The organism is Mycobacterium colombiense, from assembly GCF_003284975.1.
In the GTDB taxonomy this organism is placed as follows: domain Bacteria; phylum Actinomycetota; class Actinomycetes; order Mycobacteriales; family Mycobacteriaceae; genus Mycobacterium; species Mycobacterium europaeum_A.
This window is the reverse complement of sequence record NZ_QMEU01000018.1, coordinates 20,941-36,523: the sequence shown is the minus strand read 5'-3', so window position 1 is coordinate 36,523 and position 15,583 is coordinate 20,941. Positions and strand designations below refer to the sequence as shown.

The window sequence follows — 15,583 nt, the reverse complement described above, 5'->3', positions numbered from 1 at the left end:
TCATCTTCGAGTTAGCACACCAGCGAAGTTGAGCCGCTAGCTACCGCTGGTGCGGCGTCCGCAACTCAGTAGTGAAGACCGTGAAGGAGCATGCCCAATGTCTGTCGTTGGCACCCCCAAGAGCGCCGAACAGATCCAGAAGGACTGGGACACCAACCCGCGTTGGAAGGGTGTCACCCGGACCTACACGGCCGAGGACGTCGTCGCCCTGCAAGGCACCGTAGTCGAGGAGGCCACCCTGGCCCGCCGCGGCGCCGAGGTGCTCTGGGAGCAGCTGCACGACCTCGAGTACATCAACGCCCTGGGCGCCCTGACCGGCAACATGGCCGTGCAGCAGGTGCGCGCGGGCCTGAAGGCCATCTACCTGTCGGGTTGGCAGGTCGCCGGTGACGCGAACCTGTCCGGCCACACCTACCCCGACCAGAGCCTGTACCCGGCCAACTCGGTGCCGCAGGTGGTCCGCCGGATCAACAACGCGCTGCTGCGCGCCGACGAGATCGCCAAGGTCGAGGGTGACACCTCGGTGGAGAACTGGCTGGCGCCGATCGTCGCCGACGGTGAGGCCGGCTTCGGCGGTGCGCTCAACGTCTACGAGCTGCAGAAGGCCATGATCGCCGCCGGTGTGGCTGGCTCGCACTGGGAGGACCAGCTGGCCTCGGAGAAGAAGTGTGGACACCTGGGTGGCAAGGTGCTGATCCCGACCCAGCAGCACATCCGGACGCTGACCTCGGCCCGGCTGGCCGCCGACGTGTGCGACGTCCCCACCGTGGTCATCGCCCGCACCGACGCCGAGGCCGCCACGCTGATCACCTCCGACGTCGACGAGCGCGACCAGCCGTTCATCACCGGTGAGCGCACCAAGGAAGGCTTCTACCGGGTGCGCAACGGTCTCGAGCCGTGCATCGCCCGGGCCAAGGCCTACGCGCCGTACTCCGACCTGATCTGGATGGAGACCGGTACTCCGGACCTCGAGCTCGCCGCCAAGTTCGCCGAGGGCGTCAAGGCCGAGTTCCCCGACCAGATGCTGGCCTACAACTGCTCGCCGTCGTTCAACTGGCGCAAGCACCTGGACGACTCCACCATCGCGAAGTTCCAAAAGGAGCTTGCCGCAATGGGATTCAAGTTCCAGTTCATCACGCTGGCCGGCTTCCACGCCCTGAACTACTCGATGTTCGATCTGGCCTACGGCTACGCCCGCAACCAGATGAGCGCATACGTCGAGCTGCAGGAGCGCGAGTTCGCCGCCGAGGAGCGCGGCTACACCGCGACCAAGCACCAGCGCGAGGTGGGTGCCGGTTACTTCGACCGCATCGCCACCACGGTGGACCCGACCTCGTCGACCACCGCGCTGACCGGCTCCACCGAAGAGGGTCAGTTTCACTGAGCCACTGAGCCCTCGGCGCACGCCGCGCCCATCGAGATGAAGTAGCGTAGGCCCCGCCCAGCTGATCCTGGGCGGGGCCTATTGCGGTGCAAGACGATACGGGTTACCGGAGAGAACCGGAGAGAGATCAAGTGAGTGACACAACGATTCAGCGCGTAGGAGTAGTCGGGGCCGGCCAGATGGGGTCGGGCATCGCCGAGGTCTCGGTCCGCGCCGGTGTCGACGTGACGGTGTTCGAGACCACCGACGCCCTCATCACGGCCGGCCGCAACCGCATCGTGAAGTCGCTCGAGCGCGGCGTCAGCGCCGGCAAGGTGACCGAGCGCGAACGCGACCGCGCGCTGAGCAAGCTCACCTTCACCACGGACCTGAAGGACCTCGCGGACCGCCAACTGGTCATCGAGGCCATCATCGAGGACGACGCCGTCAAGGCGCAGGTGTTCGCCGAGCTCGACCGGGTTATCACCGATCCCGACGCCGTGCTGGCGTCCAACACCTCCAGCATCCCGATCATGAAGATCGCCGCGGCCACCAAGAACCCGCAACGCGTGCTCGGTCTGCACTTCTTCAACCCCGTTCCGGTGCTGCCGCTGGTCGAGTTGGTCAGCACGCTGGTCACCGACGACGCCGCGGCCGCGCGCACCGAGGAGTTCGCGAGCGCGGTGCTGGGCAAGCAGGTGGTGCGCTGCTCCGACCGGTCCGGCTTCGTGGTGAACGCGCTGCTGGTGCCGTACCTGCTGTCGGCAATCCGCATGGTGGAAGCCGGTTTCGCCACCGTCGAAGACGTCGACAAGGCCGTGGTGGCCGGGTTGTCGCACCCAATGGGCCCGCTGCGGCTGTCCGACCTGGTCGGCCTGGACACCTTGAAACTGATCGCGGACAAGATGTTCGAGGAGTTCAAGGAACCGCAGTACGCGCCGCCGCCACTGTTGCTGCGCATGGTGGAGGCGGGCCGGCTCGGCAAGAAGACGGGCCACGGCTTCTACTCCTACTGAGCGGCTTTAACGACTCACCGGTGCCCGAATCGCTGTTCACTGACCGGTCGGTTAGTATGCTCGCGTTGAATTGGACGAAAGGTTTAGAGCGGGCATGACGAAATTGGAACCGTATTACGAGGAATCGCAGTCGATTTACGACGTCTCAGATGAATTTTTTGCATTATTTCTAGACGCGACGATGGGCTACACGTGCGCCTACTTCGAGCGCGATGACATGACTCTCGAAGAAGCTCAAATTGCGAAGTTCGACCTAGCGCTGGGAAAGCTGAACCTCGAGCCGGGGATGACGTTGCTCGACATCGGTTGTGGCTGGGGCGGCGCGCTGAAGCGGGCCGTCGAGAAGTACGACGTCAACGTCATCGGAATCACGCTGAGCCGCAATCAATTTGAGTACAGCAAGAACAAGCTCGCCGGATTCCCGACCGGCCGCAACATCGAGGTGCGGCTGCAGGGCTGGGAAGAGTTCGAGGACAAGGTCGACCGGATCGTCACGATCGGCGCCTTCGAAGCTTTCAAGATGGAGCGCTATCCCGCATTTTTCGAGCGCGCCTACGAGATCCTTCCCGACGATGGCCGGATGCTTTTGCACACGATCTTGACCTACACGCAGAAACAACAGCATGAGCGCGGTGTTTCGATCACCATGAGCGATATCCGATTCGCGCGATTCATCGGCCAGGAAATTTTCCCGGGTGGACAGTTGCCGGCGCAGGAAGACATTTTCAAATTCGGTGAGGCGGCGGGCTTCACGATCGAGCGGGTGCAGTTGCTGCAGCAGCATTACGCGCGGACCCTCAACATCTGGGCGGCCAACCTGGAGGCCAACAAGGACAAGGCGATCGCCCTGCAGTCCGAAGAGGTCTACGACAAATACATGCACTATCTGACCGGCTGCGAGAACTTCTTCCGCAAGGGCGTCACGAATGTGGGGCAATTCACGTTGGTCAAGTAGGGCGGGACACCTCAGCCCCGAACGGCGAACCGTTCGGGGCTGATTGCTTTACTGAGCCGGTTACTTCTCCAGCGTGAACTGATTGACGTCGGTGTAGCCCTCACGGAACAGCTTCGCGCAGCCGGTCAGGTACTTCATGTACCGGTCGTAGACCTCCTGGGACTGGATGGCGAGCGCCTGCTCGCGATTGGCCTCGAGCGCCTCGGCCCACAGGTCCAAGGTCCTGGCGTAGTGCAACTGCAGCGACTGGACGCGGGTCAGGTCGAAGCCCGCGGTCACCCCGTACTCGCCGACGGTCTGCGGCGTCGGCAGCCAGCCGCCGGGGAAGATCTCGGCCAGGATGAACTGCGAGAACTGCACGATTTCGTGGGTCAGCTTCAGGCCCTTGGCCCGCGCGTCTTTGAACGACGGCCGAACGATGGTGTGCAGCAACATCACTCCGCCGGGCGGCAGCGCCTGGTAGGCCATTTTGAAGAAGCGGCCGTAGCGCTGCCGGCCGAAGTGCTCGAACGCGCCGATTGACACGATGCGGTCCACGGGCTCGTGGAACTTCTCCCAGCCCTCCAGCAGCACCCGCCGGCTGCGGGGGGTGTCCATCTGATCGAAGGACTGCTGCACGTGCTCGGCCTGGTTCTCCGACAGCGTGAGGCCGATGACGTTGACGTCGTACTTCTCGATGGCCCGCCGCAGGGTGGCCCCCCAGCCGCAACCGATGTCCAGCAGCGTCATCCCGGGTTCGAGCTTCAATTTGCCCAGCGCTAGATCGATCTTGGCGATCTGCGCCTCCTCGAGCGTCATGTCATCGCGCTCGAAGTACGCGCAGCTGTAGGTCTGTGTGGGATCCAGGAACAGCCGAAAAAAGTCGTCGGACAAGTCGTAGTGGGCTTGCACGTTCCCAAAATGCGGCGTGAGCTGCACAGACATGTCGATTAGAGCCTTTCTGAACTGCAGGGGACAGGGGTAGACAGCCAACCGACAGCCCCGCTGATCCCCCGATACTCCCCTGCATGCTAATACCTGCGGCTGGCCACGTCGCCCTCCCAAGGCGCGTCCTAGCGTCACACGGGACGGGGGTAAATCCCAAAAAGCTCCGGGCCGTTTTAGAGGCCGGAGCCGTCGTCGAGGTCGCGGGGCGGCACGATCGGTGACGGGTGGGGCTCCTCGCGGAATTTCTCCAGCGATCCGCCGACCTCGACGATCCCCTTGAGGGCATTCCAGCTCAGCATGGTCAGGTAGTCGATCAGCTCGTCGCGGCTCATTCGCGGATTGGACATCCAGGAGTGGGTGGCCAGCTGCACCCCGCCGACGATCAGGTACGCCCAAGGTTCGGCGCCGCCGGTGTCCATCCCGGCCTGGTGCATGCGGCGGCGCATCATCACCGCGAGCATGCGGGCGATGATGCGCTCGGAGTCGGCGAGGACTTTGCTCTTGCTGGCCGAACTGTTGGCCATCACGAATCGGTACGGCTCGGGCTCGTTCGCGACGGTTTCGACGTACACCCGGATGATCTCGCGCGCCAGGTCGAAGCCGTCGAGGTTGGACGTCAGCGCCGCGGCCATGTTGGGAATCAGGGTGGTCTGGGTGAACCGCATCATCACGGCCGTCGTCAGGTCGTTCTTGTCGACGAAATAGCGGTACAGCACCGTTTTGGAGACCCCGATCTCGGCGGCGATCTCATCCATGCTCAGCGCGCCACCCAGTCGCCGAATCGCGTCGATCGTGCCGTCGACCAGTTCGTTACGACGCTCCACTTTGTGTTGATGCCAGCGCCGCTTGCGCCCATCCATTTTGACGCTCACAGCCGTAATGTGCTCTGCCACTGTCGCCTATTTCCCATTCCCTAGACGCCCCTGATCTTACGGCGTGAGGGGGTCGGTTTCCTGCTCTGGCCGGGCGTGGATGAGGCGTCGCGAACCGTGTCGTCACACCAATTCGCGGGAAAGATAGATGATGGAGTGGTGGCACATCGAGCCTCGGTGCGAGGCGAAGCGTCCGGCCCGCCGATGGCGAGGCCAGAATCGGCGACGCCGCTGACCGCCGCGGGCCCGACTCGCGCATCTTTTGCCGAATCGTTCGCCGGCGCCGATCCCGAGGCCGACGCTCAGCGCAGGGTGGCGCTGCGCCGGATGAAGATGGTGGCACTGAGTTTTCTGATCGGTGCCACCGGCGTGTTCCTGGCCTGCCGGTGGGCCCAGGCGCACGCCAGCCTGGGGGCCTGGGTGGGATACGTCGGCGCGGCCGCCGAGGCCGGGATGGTAGGCGCCCTGGCGGACTGGTTCGCGGTGACCGCGCTGTTCCGCCATCCGCTGGGCATTCCCATCCCGCACACGGCGATCATCAAACGCAAGAAGGACCAGCTGGGCGAGGGCCTGGGCACCTTCGTGCGGGAGAACTTCCTGTCGGCGGAGGTGGTGGAAACCAAGCTGCGCGACGCCCAGGTGTCCGGCCGGCTCGGTAAGTGGCTCTCGGAGACCGCCCACGCCGAGCGGGTGGCCAGCGAGACGGCCACGGTGCTGCGGGTGCTGGTGGAACTGCTGCGCGACGAGGACGTCCAGCAGGTGATCGACCGGATGATCGTGCGCCGCATCGCCGAGCCGCAGTGGGGCCCGCCGGTCGGGCGGGTGCTGGCGACGCTGCTGGCCGAGCACCGGCAGGAGGCGCTGATCCAGTTGCTGGCCGACCGGGCCTTTCAGTGGTCGCTGAAGGCCGGCGAGGTCATCCAGCGGGTGGTCGAGCGTGATTCACCGACCTGGTCGCCGCGCTTCGTCGACCATCTCGTCGGCGACCGCATCCACCGCGAGCTGATGGACTTCACCGACAAGGTGCGCCGTAACCCCGACCACGAACTACGCCGGTCGGCCACCCGCTTTTTGTTCGACTTCGCCGACGACCTGCAGCACGACCCGGACACCATTGCGCGCGCCGATGCGATCAAAGAGCAGCTGATGGCGCGCGACGAGATCGCCAACGCCGCCGCGACCGCGTGGAAGACGCTCAAGCGGCTGGTGCTCGAGGGGGTGGATGACCCGTCCAGCACGCTGCGCACCCGGATCGCCGACACCGTTGTCCGCATCGGGGAATCGCTGCGCGACGACGCGGACCTGCGCGACAAGGTCGACAACTGGCTGGTCCGGGCGGCTCAGCATCTGGTCTCGCAGTATGGCGTGGAGATCACCGCGATCATCACCGACACGATCGAGCGCTGGGACGCCGAGGAGGCCAGTCGGCGCATCGAATTGCATGTGGGCCGTGACCTTCAATTCATTCGGATCAACGGGACCGTCGTCGGGTCGCTGGCGGGGTTGGCGATCTATGCCGTCGCGCAGCTACTGATCTAGCGGGTTTCTAGCAGTGCTAACAAGTGCTTGCAATAGCAAGCACTTGTAGTAGTCTGATCCCCGTCCCGATCAGTCAGCCGACCAGGAGCACGCCATGACGCCCGAGGAGAAGCTCTCCGCCAAGGTGTCCAACGCTGCCTCCGAAGTGGCCTCCGACATCGGCAGTTTCATCCGCAGCCAGCGTGAACTCGCGCAGGTGTCGGTGCGCCAACTCGCCGAAAAGTCCGGGGTCAGCAATCCATATTTGAGCCAGGTGGAGCGTGGATTGCGTAAGCCCTCCGCCGATGTCCTGAACCAGATCGCGAAAGCCCTTCGGGTTTCCGCCGAGGTTCTCTATGTGCGCGCCGGGATTCTCGAGCCCAGCGACAAAAGTCAGGTGCGGGACGCGATCGTCACCGACACTGCGATCACCGAGCGCCAAAAGCAAATTCTGCTCGACATCTATTCATCGTTCACCCAGCAAAACGAATCGATCCCAGAGGAGTGTCCGACCGAATCCGACAGCGAGTGAGCAGTCCGTTCGATCCGGCACCGTAGCCATCTGTGCTGGGCGTTTACCCGAGAAAGCGGACTCTGCGCATCGCGGTGCGAGTTGATGATGTATAGACGACCGGCCGTCGCGGTTACCCAACGGGGAGGACCCAGCGGTTCCAGCTGAATAGCTGGTCGCATCGCCCCCGGCACTGGCGGCCCCAGTTGCGAAGGAGACGTTTGCACCTAACTTCTCGACCAGACAGCCAATAACACCGAATAACGCCAATAGCGAAAACACAGCACGAAAGGAAAAACCATGGCGGAAAACACCAACATCGAAGACTTGCGGGCCCCGCTGCTCGCAGCCCTGGGCGCGGCCGACCTGGCCCTGGCCACCGTCAACGACCTGATCGCCGGCCTGCGGGAGCGCGCCGAGGAAACCCGCGCCGAGACCCGCACCCGGGTCGAAGAGCGCCGCGCCCGGCTGACCAAGCTGCAGGAGGACCTGCCCGAGCAGTTCACCGAGCTGCGCGACAAATTCACCACCGAAGAGCTGCGCAAGGCCGCCGAGGGCTACCTCGAGGCGGCGACCAGCCGGTACAACGAGCTGGTCGAGCGCGGCGAGGCGGCCCTGCAGCGCCTGCGCAACCAGAGCGCGTTCGAGGACGCCTCCGCGCGTGCCGAGGGCTACGTCGACCAGGCCGTCGAGCTGACGCAGGAAGCTCTCGGCACCGTCGCGTCGCAGACCCGCGCGGTCGGCGAGCGCGCCGCCAAGCTGGTCGGCATCGAGCTGCCCGGCAAGACCGAAGCCGCCACCAAGAAGGCGCAGAAGGCCGTGAACGCGCCGGCCAAGAAGGCCCCGGCCAAGAAGGCCCCGGCCAAGAAGGCGCCGGCCAAAAAGGCGCCCGCCAAGAAGGTCACCCAGAAGTAAGCACGGCATTTCACGACGTTCGGCTCCGAGTCGCCTTCGGGTGACTCGGAGTCGACGTTTTGGCGGGTGCCCGCATACGCTTAGGGCGTGAACCACCTCGTGGGAACCGTCATGCTGGTCTTGCAGATCGCCGTCTTGGTCACGGCGATCTACGCATTCGTGCATGCCGCGCTGCAACGACCCGACGCCTATACCGCCGCCGAGAAGCTGACCAAGCCGGTGTGGTTGTTGATCCTGGGAGGGGCCGTCGCCCTGACATCCATCTTGGGTTTCGTGTTCGGCGTGCTCGGTATGGCGATCGCGGCCTGTGCTGCCGGTGTGTACCTGGTCGATGTGCGGCCCAAACTGCTTGAGATTCAAGGTAAGTCGCGCTAGCGCAATGATGGCCCTGCTGACGGCGCCGGTCGCGGTGCTCGTCGCCTTGTCCTGCCCGATACCGCCCGCTACGGCCGCGCCCGAACCCGGCGGCGGTGCGGCGGATCCGCCCAACCCGTCCCCGCCCTATATCGACCACACCCAGTGGGCGCAGTGGCAGGGCCGCAGCAGCCTGCGGGTGTTCCCGTCGCCGGCCGGCCGGGCCGCTTCGAGAATTGCGGCAACCATGGCCCTGGCCGACGAGGCGTGGGCAGAGGTGCTCGCCGCGTCCCCGGACGCCGACACCGCCGGCATGCGCGCGCAATTCCTCTGCCACTGGGAGTTCGCCGAACTCGCCCAGCCCGGCAAGATCAGCTGGAACCTCGAGCCGTGGCGACCGGTCGTCGACGACGCCGAGATGGTCGCCTCCGGCTGCAATCCCGGCGGTCCGGAAGAATCCTTCTGATGGCAACCCAACCCAGCCGCGCGCAGTTGGCGGCGTTCGTCGACCACACGCTGCTCAAGCCCGAAGCAACCGACGCCGACGTGACCGCCCTGGTCGCCGAAGCGGCCGAACTCGGCGTCTACGCGGTGTGCGTCTCGCCCCCGATGGTGCCCGTCGCGGTGCGGGCCGGCACCGGGTTGCGGGTGGCCAGTGTGGCGGGTTTTCCCTCGGGCAAGCACCTGCCGGCGGTTAAGGCGCACGAGGCGGCCCTGGCCGTCGCGTCCGGTGCCACCGAGATCGACATGGTCATCGACGTGGGGGCGGCGCTGGCCGGCGACATCGACGCGGTGCGCTCGGACGTCCAGGCCGTGCGCGACGCGATCGGCGGCGCCGTGCTCAAGGTGATCGTGGAGTCGGCGGCGCTGCTGGCCCTGGCCGACGAGGCCACGCTGGCGCGGGTATGCCGCGCCGCCGAAGAGGCCGGCGCCGATTTCGTCAAGACGTCGACCGGGTTTCATCCGGCCGGCGGCGCATCCGTGCGCGCGGTTGCCCTGATGGCGAAGACGGTCGGCGGACGCCTCGGGGTGAAGGCCAGCGGCGGCATCCGCTCCGCCGCGGACGCGCTCGCGATGCTGGACGCCGGCGCCACCCGGCTGGGGCTGTCGGGCACCCGGGCGGTGCTCGACGGCCTGGAGTGATTTGTCCGGCTCCTCAGCCCGCCGGTCCGGCGCGCATCGTCGCCGGACGGACTGAGCCGTCCGCCTAGAAGCTCGCCGTCACAGGTTGGCGAAGCAGGGGTCGTTGTCGTTGCCGGTGGGGATGGTGGCGTTGCGCGTCGAAAAGTGGCTCGTCACACCGGTATCCGTGACCTGCACGCTGTCGGCGTGGATGCCCAGCGGGTAGTTCTTGGTCAGGTTCGAGGTGAAGTCGTCCAGCGTCGACTGCACGGACTCCTTGGGCATCGTGAAGCCGAGCGCGTTGAAACTGACGATCTGCAGCTGCAACCCGGTGCCCGACACCACCGGCTTGGCGGTGATGTTGTCCAACATGCCCTTCAACTCGATCGTGCCGTCGGCGGGGTGCGTCGTCACGGTGTTGGTGACGAACGGGCCCAGCACCGGGATGGCGTTCTGTACCGACTGCTTGATGCCGTCACTGGTCCAGCTGATGGTGGCGTCCAGGGCGCCGATGGTGCCCTTCGAGTTGCCGTTGTCCTTGATGCGCACGTCGTTGATGTTGATCGAGAGCTTCATGCCCTTGGCATCGCGGATGTTGTTGCCGGCCGTCTGCACCGAGATGTTGGTGTAGTGCTTCGTCGCCTGTTGCCACAGCATCAGGGGCGTCACGCCGAAGGACGCGGTGGCCTGGTCCTTGACCTCACAGGCCACCGCCTCGGCGACCTTGGTGTCCGCAACGTGGCGCACGTAGAGCTCGGCCCCGATGAGCGCGGCGATGATCAGCGCGAACACGATGATGAAGATCAGCAGGACGGAGACCGGGTCACGGCCGAAGCGGCGTTTCTTCTTCCCCGGTGTCGCGTCGTCGCCTGGTTGGGCGGCCAGCCGCTCGGTCGGGCCGGCGGGCGGGGTCGGCGGGGGCGGGTAGCCGGGCTGCTGCATGTTCGGCTGGGGGGTGCCGAATCGCTCGGTCTGCCCAGGCGGGGGACCGGGGGCGGGCGGCGGCGGGGGCACGTGCCCCGGGCCGCCGGTGCTGATCCGCTCGGTCGGCCGCTCAGTGGGGGGCTGGCCGAAGGGCCCTTGGTTGGAGGGACGGGCCCACTTCGACGGGTCCGGGTTCGGTGGTCCTTGTGGGTTCGTCACCCGACCGATTCTGCCCTATCAACCTGAGCAAAGTCCGAGCGGTTGCTAAGGACCGCGATGCTTTTGCGGGCCTCGGCGACCCGGTCGACGTCGATGTCGGCCACCACCAGCTGTGGCTGCGAGCCGGCCGAGGCGACGACGTCACCAAAGGGGGAGACCACCAGGCTGCCGCCGACGCCGGTCGGTGCGCCCGAACCGGATCCGTGAGCGTCACCGGGATCGGCCTGGCCGGCCGCCGCGACGTAACTCATCGAATCGAGCGCGCGGGCGCGGGCCAGCAGCGTCCACTGGTCGAGTTTGCCGGGACCCGCTCCCCAGGACGCGCACACGGCGATCACCTGGGCCCCGCGGCGGGCCAGCTCGGTGTACAGCGCCGGAAACCGAATGTCGTAGCAGACGGTCAGCCCGACCTGGACGCCGTCGACCGTGATCACCACCGGGTCGTGTCCCGGCGCGACCGTGCGCGATTCGGTGAAGCCGAAGGCGTCGTAGAGGTGGATCTTGTCGTAGTGGGCGTCGGGGCCGTCAGCGCCGGCCGCGATCAGCGTGTTTTTCACCCGCCCATCGCCGGACGGCGTGAACATGCCGGCGACGACCGCGATGCCGGTGTCGGTAGCGATGCGTCGCACCCCGTCGGCCCAGGGCCCGTCAACCGGCTCGGCGATCGGCCCCAGCGGCACTCCGAACCGGCACATGGTCGCCTCGGGGAACACCACCAGCTGCGCGCCCGCGTCGGCGGCCCGGCGGCTGTATTTGTTCACCAGCTGCAGGTTTGCTGCCGGGTCGGTGCCGCTGAGGATCTGCGCCAAGGCGATTCGCATGAGCGCCAGCTTAGGCCCGGCGACGATGCGCGCCGCTACGGCGGCGGGCGGAGGAGTTGGGCAATGCAGCTCAGGCCCGGCGACGGTCGAAAGCCTCAGGCCGTTTTGGCGATCCACTCCGTGGTGAATCGCTGCTCGGCGGCGACCAGTTCGGCCAGCCGGGTGCCGATGATGTTCTCCAACTTGCCGCCGATGATCGGGACGCGCACCTGGACGGTGGCGCGGAACGTCAGCCGGGCACCGCCGGTCTCTTCGATGGGCTCCAGGACGGCGGTGCCGGCCAGGTTCACCGGCGCATCCACGATGGAACCGGCGACCGACCCCGTCGCGGCGCCGCCGGCGACCGGCCCCCACGCCTCCTCGCGGCGGATGCGCAGGTCCCCGCTGTGCAATTGGGTGACCATCCCCGGCAGCTTGTCGCTGCGGATCACCTGCAGGGTGACGACCTCGACGGTGTCCTCGTCACCGACGCGGATCGACTCCAGCGTGGCCACGTCGACGCCGGACCCGGCCAGCCGGGCCCGCCAATAATTTTCATCGGTGAAGGCGCGATGCACCTCGTCAACAGTGCCGTCGTAATCGGCCGACAAGTCGAATGAACGCGGCATAGCAGGTCAGGCTACCGTTACGGGCCATGAAATCCAGCGGTGCCGGCGCGGAGTTCGCCGGCGCGGCGGTGGCCGACGCGGTGCCACTGGCCCCACTGACCACCCTGCGGGTCGGACCGACCGCGCGCCGCCTGATCACCTGCACCACCAGCGAGCAGGTGGTCGCCACGTTGCGGCAGCTGGACGCCGAAACCGCCGGCGGGCAACGCGACCCGGTGCTGGTCTTCGCCGGCGGCTCCAACCTGGTGATCTCCGACGGCCTGACCGACCTGACCGCGGTGCGGCTGGCTAATGACGGCATCACCGTCGAGGGCAACCTGGTCCGTGCGCAGGCGGGCGCTGTGTGGGACGACGTCGTGGTCACCGCGATCGAGCACGGCCTCGGCGGGCTGGAATGCCTGTCCGGCATCCCCGGCTCGGCCGGGGCCACCCCGGTTCAGAACGTCGGCGCATATGGCGCCGAGGTCTCCGACACCATCACCCGCGTTCGGGTGCTCGATCGCGCCAGCGGGCAGGTGCGCTGGGTGCCGGGCAGCGAGCTGGGCTTCGGCTACCGCACCAGTGTGTTCAAACGCGCCGGCACTGCACTCGAAATGCCTTCCGTCGTACTGGAAGTGGAGTTCGCGCTGGACGCGTCCGGGCGCAGCGCGCCGCTGCGCTACGGCGAGCTGGCCGCCGAGTTGAACGTGGCCGGCGGCGAGCGCGCCGACCCGCGGGCCGTCCGCGACGCGGTGCTGTCGCTGCGGGCGCGCAAGGGCATGGTGCTCGACGCGGCCGACCACGACACCTGGAGCGTGGGCTCGTTCTTCACCAACCCGGTGATCGCCCCGGACGCCTACGAGCGGTTGGCCGCCGCCGTCGGCGGGCCGGTGCCGAACTACCCCGCGCCCGACGGCGTCAAGCTGGCCGCCGGCTGGCTGGTGGAGCGGGCCGGATTCGGCAAGGGCTACCCGAATCCGGGCCCGGACGGCCTCGAAAGGCCCTGCCGGCTGTCCACCAAGCACGCGCTGGCGCTGACCAACCGCGGCGGCGCCAGCTCACAGGACGTGATAGCGCTGGCCAGAACCATCCGAGACGGCGTGCAGGCTGTGTTTGGCATCACATTGGTCCCCGAGCCCGTCCTGCTCGGCTGCAGGCTGTAGCCGCAAATTTCGCCGACGCGTGTCCGGGCCCGTTTTGTCGTGGCCGGGCTGGCCGATTTTCCCCGGTATCTTTGATTTTCGTGACCCCGTCCAGCGCCCCGCGGCCGTTCAACCGGCGTGCGGCTTTGGCGACCCTGGGACTGGGTGTGTTCGCCCCCAACGTGTTGGCCGCCTGCGGCGGCACGACCGCGAACCAGGCCGAGAAGAAGGAGCAGCCGGCACCGCAGCTCAAGTACCAGCCCGCCAACGCGACCGAGAACGTGGTGCCGATCGCCCCGGTCAGCGTCGAGGTGACCGACGGCTGGTTTCAACACGTCGCGTTGTCCAATTCGTCGGGCAAGGCCGTCGCGGGCGCCTTCAATCAAGACCGCACCGTCTACACGACCTCCGAGCCGCTGGGCTACGACCAGACGTACACGTGGAGCGGCTCGGCCGTCGGGCACGACGGCAAGGCGATCCCGGTGGCAGGCAAGTTCACCACGGTGTCTCCCACCAAGAAGATCGGGGGCGCCTTCCAGCTCGCCGACGGCCAGACCGTGGGCGTCGCGGCGCCGATCATCATCCAGTTCGACGCGCCGATCACCGACAAGGCCGCCGTCGAAAAGGCGCTCACCGTCACCACGAACCCGCCCGTCGAGGGCAGCTGGGCCTGGCTGCCCGACGAGGCCGCCGGTGCGCGTGCGCACTGGCGCACCCGCGAGTACTACCCCGCGGGCACCACGGTCAACGTCGAGGCCAAGCTGTATGGTCTGCCGTTCGGCGACAGCGCCTACGGCGCCGAGGACATCTCGCTGAACATCCAGATCGGTCGGCGCCAGGTGGTCAAGGCCGAGGTGTCCTCGCACCGCATCCAGGTGATCCGCGACGAGGGCGTCATCATGGACTTCCCGTGCAGCTACGGCGAAGCCGACAAGGCGCGCAACGTCACCCGCAACGGCATCCACGTGGTCAGCGAGAAGTACGCCGACTTCTACATGTCCAACCCGGCGGCCGGCTACAGCCACGTGCACGAGCGCTGGGCGGTCCGGATCTCCAACAATGGCGAGTTCATCCACGCCAACCCGGCCAGCGCCGGCGCGCAGGGCAACACCAACGTCACCAACGGGTGCATCAACCTCTCGACGGGCGACGCCGAGCAGTACTTCCAGTCGGCGATGTATGGCGACCCGGTCGAAGTCACCGGCAGCACGATCCAGCTGTCCTACTCCGACGGTGACATCTGGGACTGGGCCGTGGACTGGGACACCTGGGTGGCCATGTCGGCGCTGCCGCCGCCGACCGCGCGCCCGCCGTCAACCCAGATCCCGGTCACCGCGCCGGTCACGCCGTCCAACGCGCCGACCCTGTCCGGCACTCCGACCACGTCGACGTCACCGGCCGGCACCGGCACCGCTACCCCTGGCGGTTAAACCGGGAGGTCGTCGCCTGATCGCGCGGCTTCATCACGATCAGGTCCAGATCGACGTGCGACGGCCGCGAGGCGACGAATCCGATCACCTCGGCCACATCCTCGGCCACCAGCGGGGTGATGCCGGTGTAGACGGCCTCCGCGCGCTGTTGGTCGCCGTCGAAGCGCACCAACGAGAATTCCGTCTCGACCGCGCCGGGCGCGATCTCGGTCAGCCGCACGGGCTTGCCCAATAGCTCGCCGCGCAGCGTGCGGTGCAGCGCTCCCTGGCCGTGTTTGGCCGCAGTGTATCCGGCGCCGCCGTCGTAAACCTCAAGTGCCGCAACGGAAGTGACGGTGATGATCAGCCCGTCGCCGGAATCGATCAGCTTGGGCAACAGCGCGCGGGTGACCCGCAGCGTGCCGATGACATTGGTCTCCCACATCCATCGCCAGTGCTCGAGGTCGGCGTCGGCGACCGGCGCCAGGCCCCGGGCGCCGCCGGCGTTGTTGACCAGAACATCGACTCGGTCCACTTTGCTCGCCAATGTTTCAACCGCCGCCTCGTCTGTGACATCGGCCACAATCGCGGTACCGCCGATTTCACTGGCCAGGGCCTGAATCCGGTCGGATCGACGCGCCACCGCGACGACGTGAAAGCCCTGCGCAGCCAGGATTCGGGCGGTTGCTGCACCGATCCCCGAGCTGGCCCCGGTGATTACTGCGACTCGTTCATTCCTGCCAGTTCTAACCATCGAAACAACCTTAATGAACGTGCTAGATTTTGCGTGTGCTCCTTAGCGCCCTGTCCAACACCACGACCACCGCGTGTCTTTGCGCGGCGGGTGCGTGTTGTTGCTGCGCACTTTGCCGCTCCTGACCCAGCCAGGTGTGGCCAAGACGGCCAGCAAAATTCGGACAAATAAGGA

General features: G+C 66.7%; 17 protein-coding genes. 11 read left to right on the top strand and 6 right to left on the bottom strand.

The window, feature by feature from the left end; all coding sequences use genetic code 11:
* The first annotated feature begins 97 nt into the window (after positions 1 to 97).
* The 3 genes from aceA (at position 98) to DQP58_RS09085 (ending at position 3,334) form a co-directional block, all read left to right on the top strand.
* Positions 98 to 1,384: an isocitrate lyase gene (gene aceA, locus DQP58_RS09095; RefSeq protein WP_112708089.1), complete on the top strand. Its 1,287-nt coding sequence runs from the start codon at positions 98 to 100 to the stop codon at positions 1,382 to 1,384.
* Positions 1,385 to 1,515: 131 nt separating this feature from the next.
* Positions 1,516 to 2,379 carry a 3-hydroxybutyryl-CoA dehydrogenase gene (locus DQP58_RS09090; RefSeq protein WP_112708088.1) on the top strand — a complete coding sequence of 288 codons (864 nt, stop codon included), beginning with the start codon at positions 1,516 to 1,518 and terminating at the stop codon, positions 2,377 to 2,379.
* Between the two features lie 94 nt (positions 2,380 to 2,473).
* Positions 2,474 to 3,334: a cyclopropane mycolic acid synthase family methyltransferase gene (locus DQP58_RS09085; protein WP_112708087.1), complete on the top strand. Its 861-nt coding sequence runs from the start codon at positions 2,474 to 2,476 to the stop codon at positions 3,332 to 3,334.
* Between the two features lie 60 nt (positions 3,335 to 3,394).
* Here DQP58_RS09085 and pcaA read toward each other — a convergent pair whose 3' ends face one another.
* The gene (pcaA, locus tag DQP58_RS09080) at positions 3,395 to 4,258 is read right to left on the bottom strand and encodes a cyclopropane mycolic acid synthase PcaA (RefSeq protein WP_112708086.1); all 864 of its coding nucleotides are present in this window, start codon (positions 4,256 to 4,258) and stop codon (positions 3,395 to 3,397) included.
* A 176-nt stretch (positions 4,259 to 4,434) separates the two neighbouring features.
* The gene (locus tag DQP58_RS09075; RefSeq protein ID WP_112708085.1) at positions 4,435 to 5,154 is read right to left on the bottom strand and encodes a TetR/AcrR family transcriptional regulator; all 720 of its coding nucleotides are present in this window, start codon (positions 5,152 to 5,154) and stop codon (positions 4,435 to 4,437) included.
* A gap of 135 nt (positions 5,155 to 5,289) precedes the next feature.
* Here DQP58_RS09075 and DQP58_RS09070 point away from each other — a divergent pair, with 135 nt between their 5' ends.
* The 6 genes from DQP58_RS09070 to deoC all read left to right on the top strand — a co-directional run bounded on the left by DQP58_RS09070 (position 5,290) and on the right by deoC (position 9,574).
* Positions 5,290 to 6,672: a DUF445 domain-containing protein gene (locus DQP58_RS09070; RefSeq protein WP_430915773.1), complete on the top strand. Its 1,383-nt coding sequence runs from the start codon at positions 5,290 to 5,292 to the stop codon at positions 6,670 to 6,672.
* A 94-nt stretch (positions 6,673 to 6,766) separates the two neighbouring features.
* The gene (locus tag DQP58_RS09065; protein ID WP_066864693.1) at positions 6,767 to 7,183 is read left to right on the top strand and encodes a helix-turn-helix domain-containing protein; all 417 of its coding nucleotides are present in this window, start codon (positions 6,767 to 6,769) and stop codon (positions 7,181 to 7,183) included.
* Positions 7,184 to 7,462: 279 nt separating this feature from the next.
* The gene (gene hbhA, locus DQP58_RS09060; RefSeq protein WP_112708083.1) at positions 7,463 to 8,077 is read left to right on the top strand and encodes a heparin-binding hemagglutinin HbhA; all 615 of its coding nucleotides are present in this window, start codon (positions 7,463 to 7,465) and stop codon (positions 8,075 to 8,077) included.
* An 87-nt stretch (positions 8,078 to 8,164) separates the two neighbouring features.
* Positions 8,165 to 8,452, top strand: coding sequence for a DUF2516 family protein (locus DQP58_RS09055; protein WP_040629303.1), 288 nt, complete (start codon positions 8,165 to 8,167; stop codon positions 8,450 to 8,452).
* A gap of 4 nt (positions 8,453 to 8,456) precedes the next feature.
* Positions 8,457 to 8,897 carry a DUF2599 domain-containing protein gene (locus DQP58_RS09050; protein ID WP_112708082.1) on the top strand — a complete coding sequence of 147 codons (441 nt, stop codon included), beginning with the start codon at positions 8,457 to 8,459 and terminating at the stop codon, positions 8,895 to 8,897.
* Positions 8,897 to 9,574 (top strand): deoxyribose-phosphate aldolase, encoded by a 678-nt coding sequence (deoC, locus tag DQP58_RS09045; protein WP_112708081.1) that lies wholly within the window; start codon positions 8,897 to 8,899, stop codon positions 9,572 to 9,574. The genes DQP58_RS09050 and deoC overlap by 1 nt, the downstream gene beginning before the upstream one ends.
* A gap of 78 nt (positions 9,575 to 9,652) precedes the next feature.
* Here deoC and DQP58_RS09040 read toward each other — a convergent pair whose 3' ends face one another.
* The 3 genes from DQP58_RS09040 to DQP58_RS09030 all read right to left on the bottom strand — a co-directional run bounded on the left by DQP58_RS09040 (position 9,653) and on the right by DQP58_RS09030 (position 12,125).
* The gene (locus DQP58_RS09040) at positions 9,653 to 10,696 is read right to left on the bottom strand and encodes an LmeA family phospholipid-binding protein (protein WP_205869381.1); all 1,044 of its coding nucleotides are present in this window, start codon (positions 10,694 to 10,696) and stop codon (positions 9,653 to 9,655) included.
* Positions 10,693 to 11,517: a carbon-nitrogen hydrolase family protein gene (locus DQP58_RS09035; protein WP_112708079.1), complete on the bottom strand. Its 825-nt coding sequence runs from the start codon at positions 11,515 to 11,517 to the stop codon at positions 10,693 to 10,695. Before DQP58_RS09035 ends, DQP58_RS09040 begins: the two co-directional genes overlap by 4 nt.
* Before the next feature lie 95 nt (positions 11,518 to 11,612).
* Positions 11,613 to 12,125, bottom strand: a complete 513-nt coding sequence (locus DQP58_RS09030; RefSeq protein ID WP_112708078.1) for a DUF2505 domain-containing protein — start codon at positions 12,123 to 12,125, stop codon at positions 11,613 to 11,615.
* Between the two features lie 26 nt (positions 12,126 to 12,151).
* Between DQP58_RS09030 and DQP58_RS09025 the strand changes: the two genes are divergently transcribed.
* Positions 12,152 to 13,267: a UDP-N-acetylmuramate dehydrogenase gene (locus DQP58_RS09025; RefSeq protein ID WP_112708077.1), complete on the top strand. Its 1,116-nt coding sequence runs from the start codon at positions 12,152 to 12,154 to the stop codon at positions 13,265 to 13,267.
* Positions 13,268 to 13,338: 71 nt separating this feature from the next.
* On the top strand, positions 13,339 to 14,676 hold the full coding sequence (locus DQP58_RS09020; protein ID WP_112708076.1) for a L,D-transpeptidase: 1,338 nt from the start codon (positions 13,339 to 13,341) through the stop codon (positions 14,674 to 14,676).
* Here the strand turns inward: DQP58_RS09020 and DQP58_RS09015 are convergent.
* Positions 14,660 to 15,409, bottom strand: a complete 750-nt coding sequence (locus DQP58_RS09015; RefSeq protein WP_112708075.1) for an SDR family oxidoreductase — start codon at positions 15,407 to 15,409, stop codon at positions 14,660 to 14,662. The genes DQP58_RS09020 and DQP58_RS09015 overlap by 17 nt on opposite strands.
* Between the last annotated feature and the right edge of the window lie 174 nt (positions 15,410 to 15,583).

Coding starts and splice junctions, on each gene's coding strand:
- DQP58_RS09025 (WP_112708077.1), top strand. CDS start 12,152: ATGAAATCCAGCGGTGCCGGCGCGGAGTTCGCCGGCGCGGCGGTGGCC.
- aceA (WP_112708089.1), top strand. CDS start 98: ATGTCTGTCGTTGGCACCCCCAAGAGCGCCGAACAGATCCAGAAGGAC.
- DQP58_RS09015 (WP_112708075.1), bottom strand. CDS start 15,409: ATGGTTAGAACTGGCAGGAATGAACGAGTCGCAGTAATCACCGGGGCC.
- DQP58_RS09030 (WP_112708078.1), bottom strand. CDS start 12,125: ATGCCGCGTTCATTCGACTTGTCGGCCGATTACGACGGCACTGTTGAC.
- deoC (WP_112708081.1), top strand. CDS start 8,897: ATGGCAACCCAACCCAGCCGCGCGCAGTTGGCGGCGTTCGTCGACCAC.
- DQP58_RS09050 (WP_112708082.1), top strand. CDS start 8,457: ATGATGGCCCTGCTGACGGCGCCGGTCGCGGTGCTCGTCGCCTTGTCC.
- pcaA (WP_112708086.1), bottom strand. CDS start 4,258: ATGTCTGTGCAGCTCACGCCGCATTTTGGGAACGTGCAAGCCCACTAC.
- DQP58_RS09085 (WP_112708087.1), top strand. CDS start 2,474: ATGACGAAATTGGAACCGTATTACGAGGAATCGCAGTCGATTTACGAC.
- DQP58_RS09035 (WP_112708079.1), bottom strand. CDS start 11,517: ATGCGAATCGCCTTGGCGCAGATCCTCAGCGGCACCGACCCGGCAGCA.
- DQP58_RS09065 (WP_066864693.1), top strand. CDS start 6,767: ATGACGCCCGAGGAGAAGCTCTCCGCCAAGGTGTCCAACGCTGCCTCC.
- hbhA (WP_112708083.1), top strand. CDS start 7,463: ATGGCGGAAAACACCAACATCGAAGACTTGCGGGCCCCGCTGCTCGCA.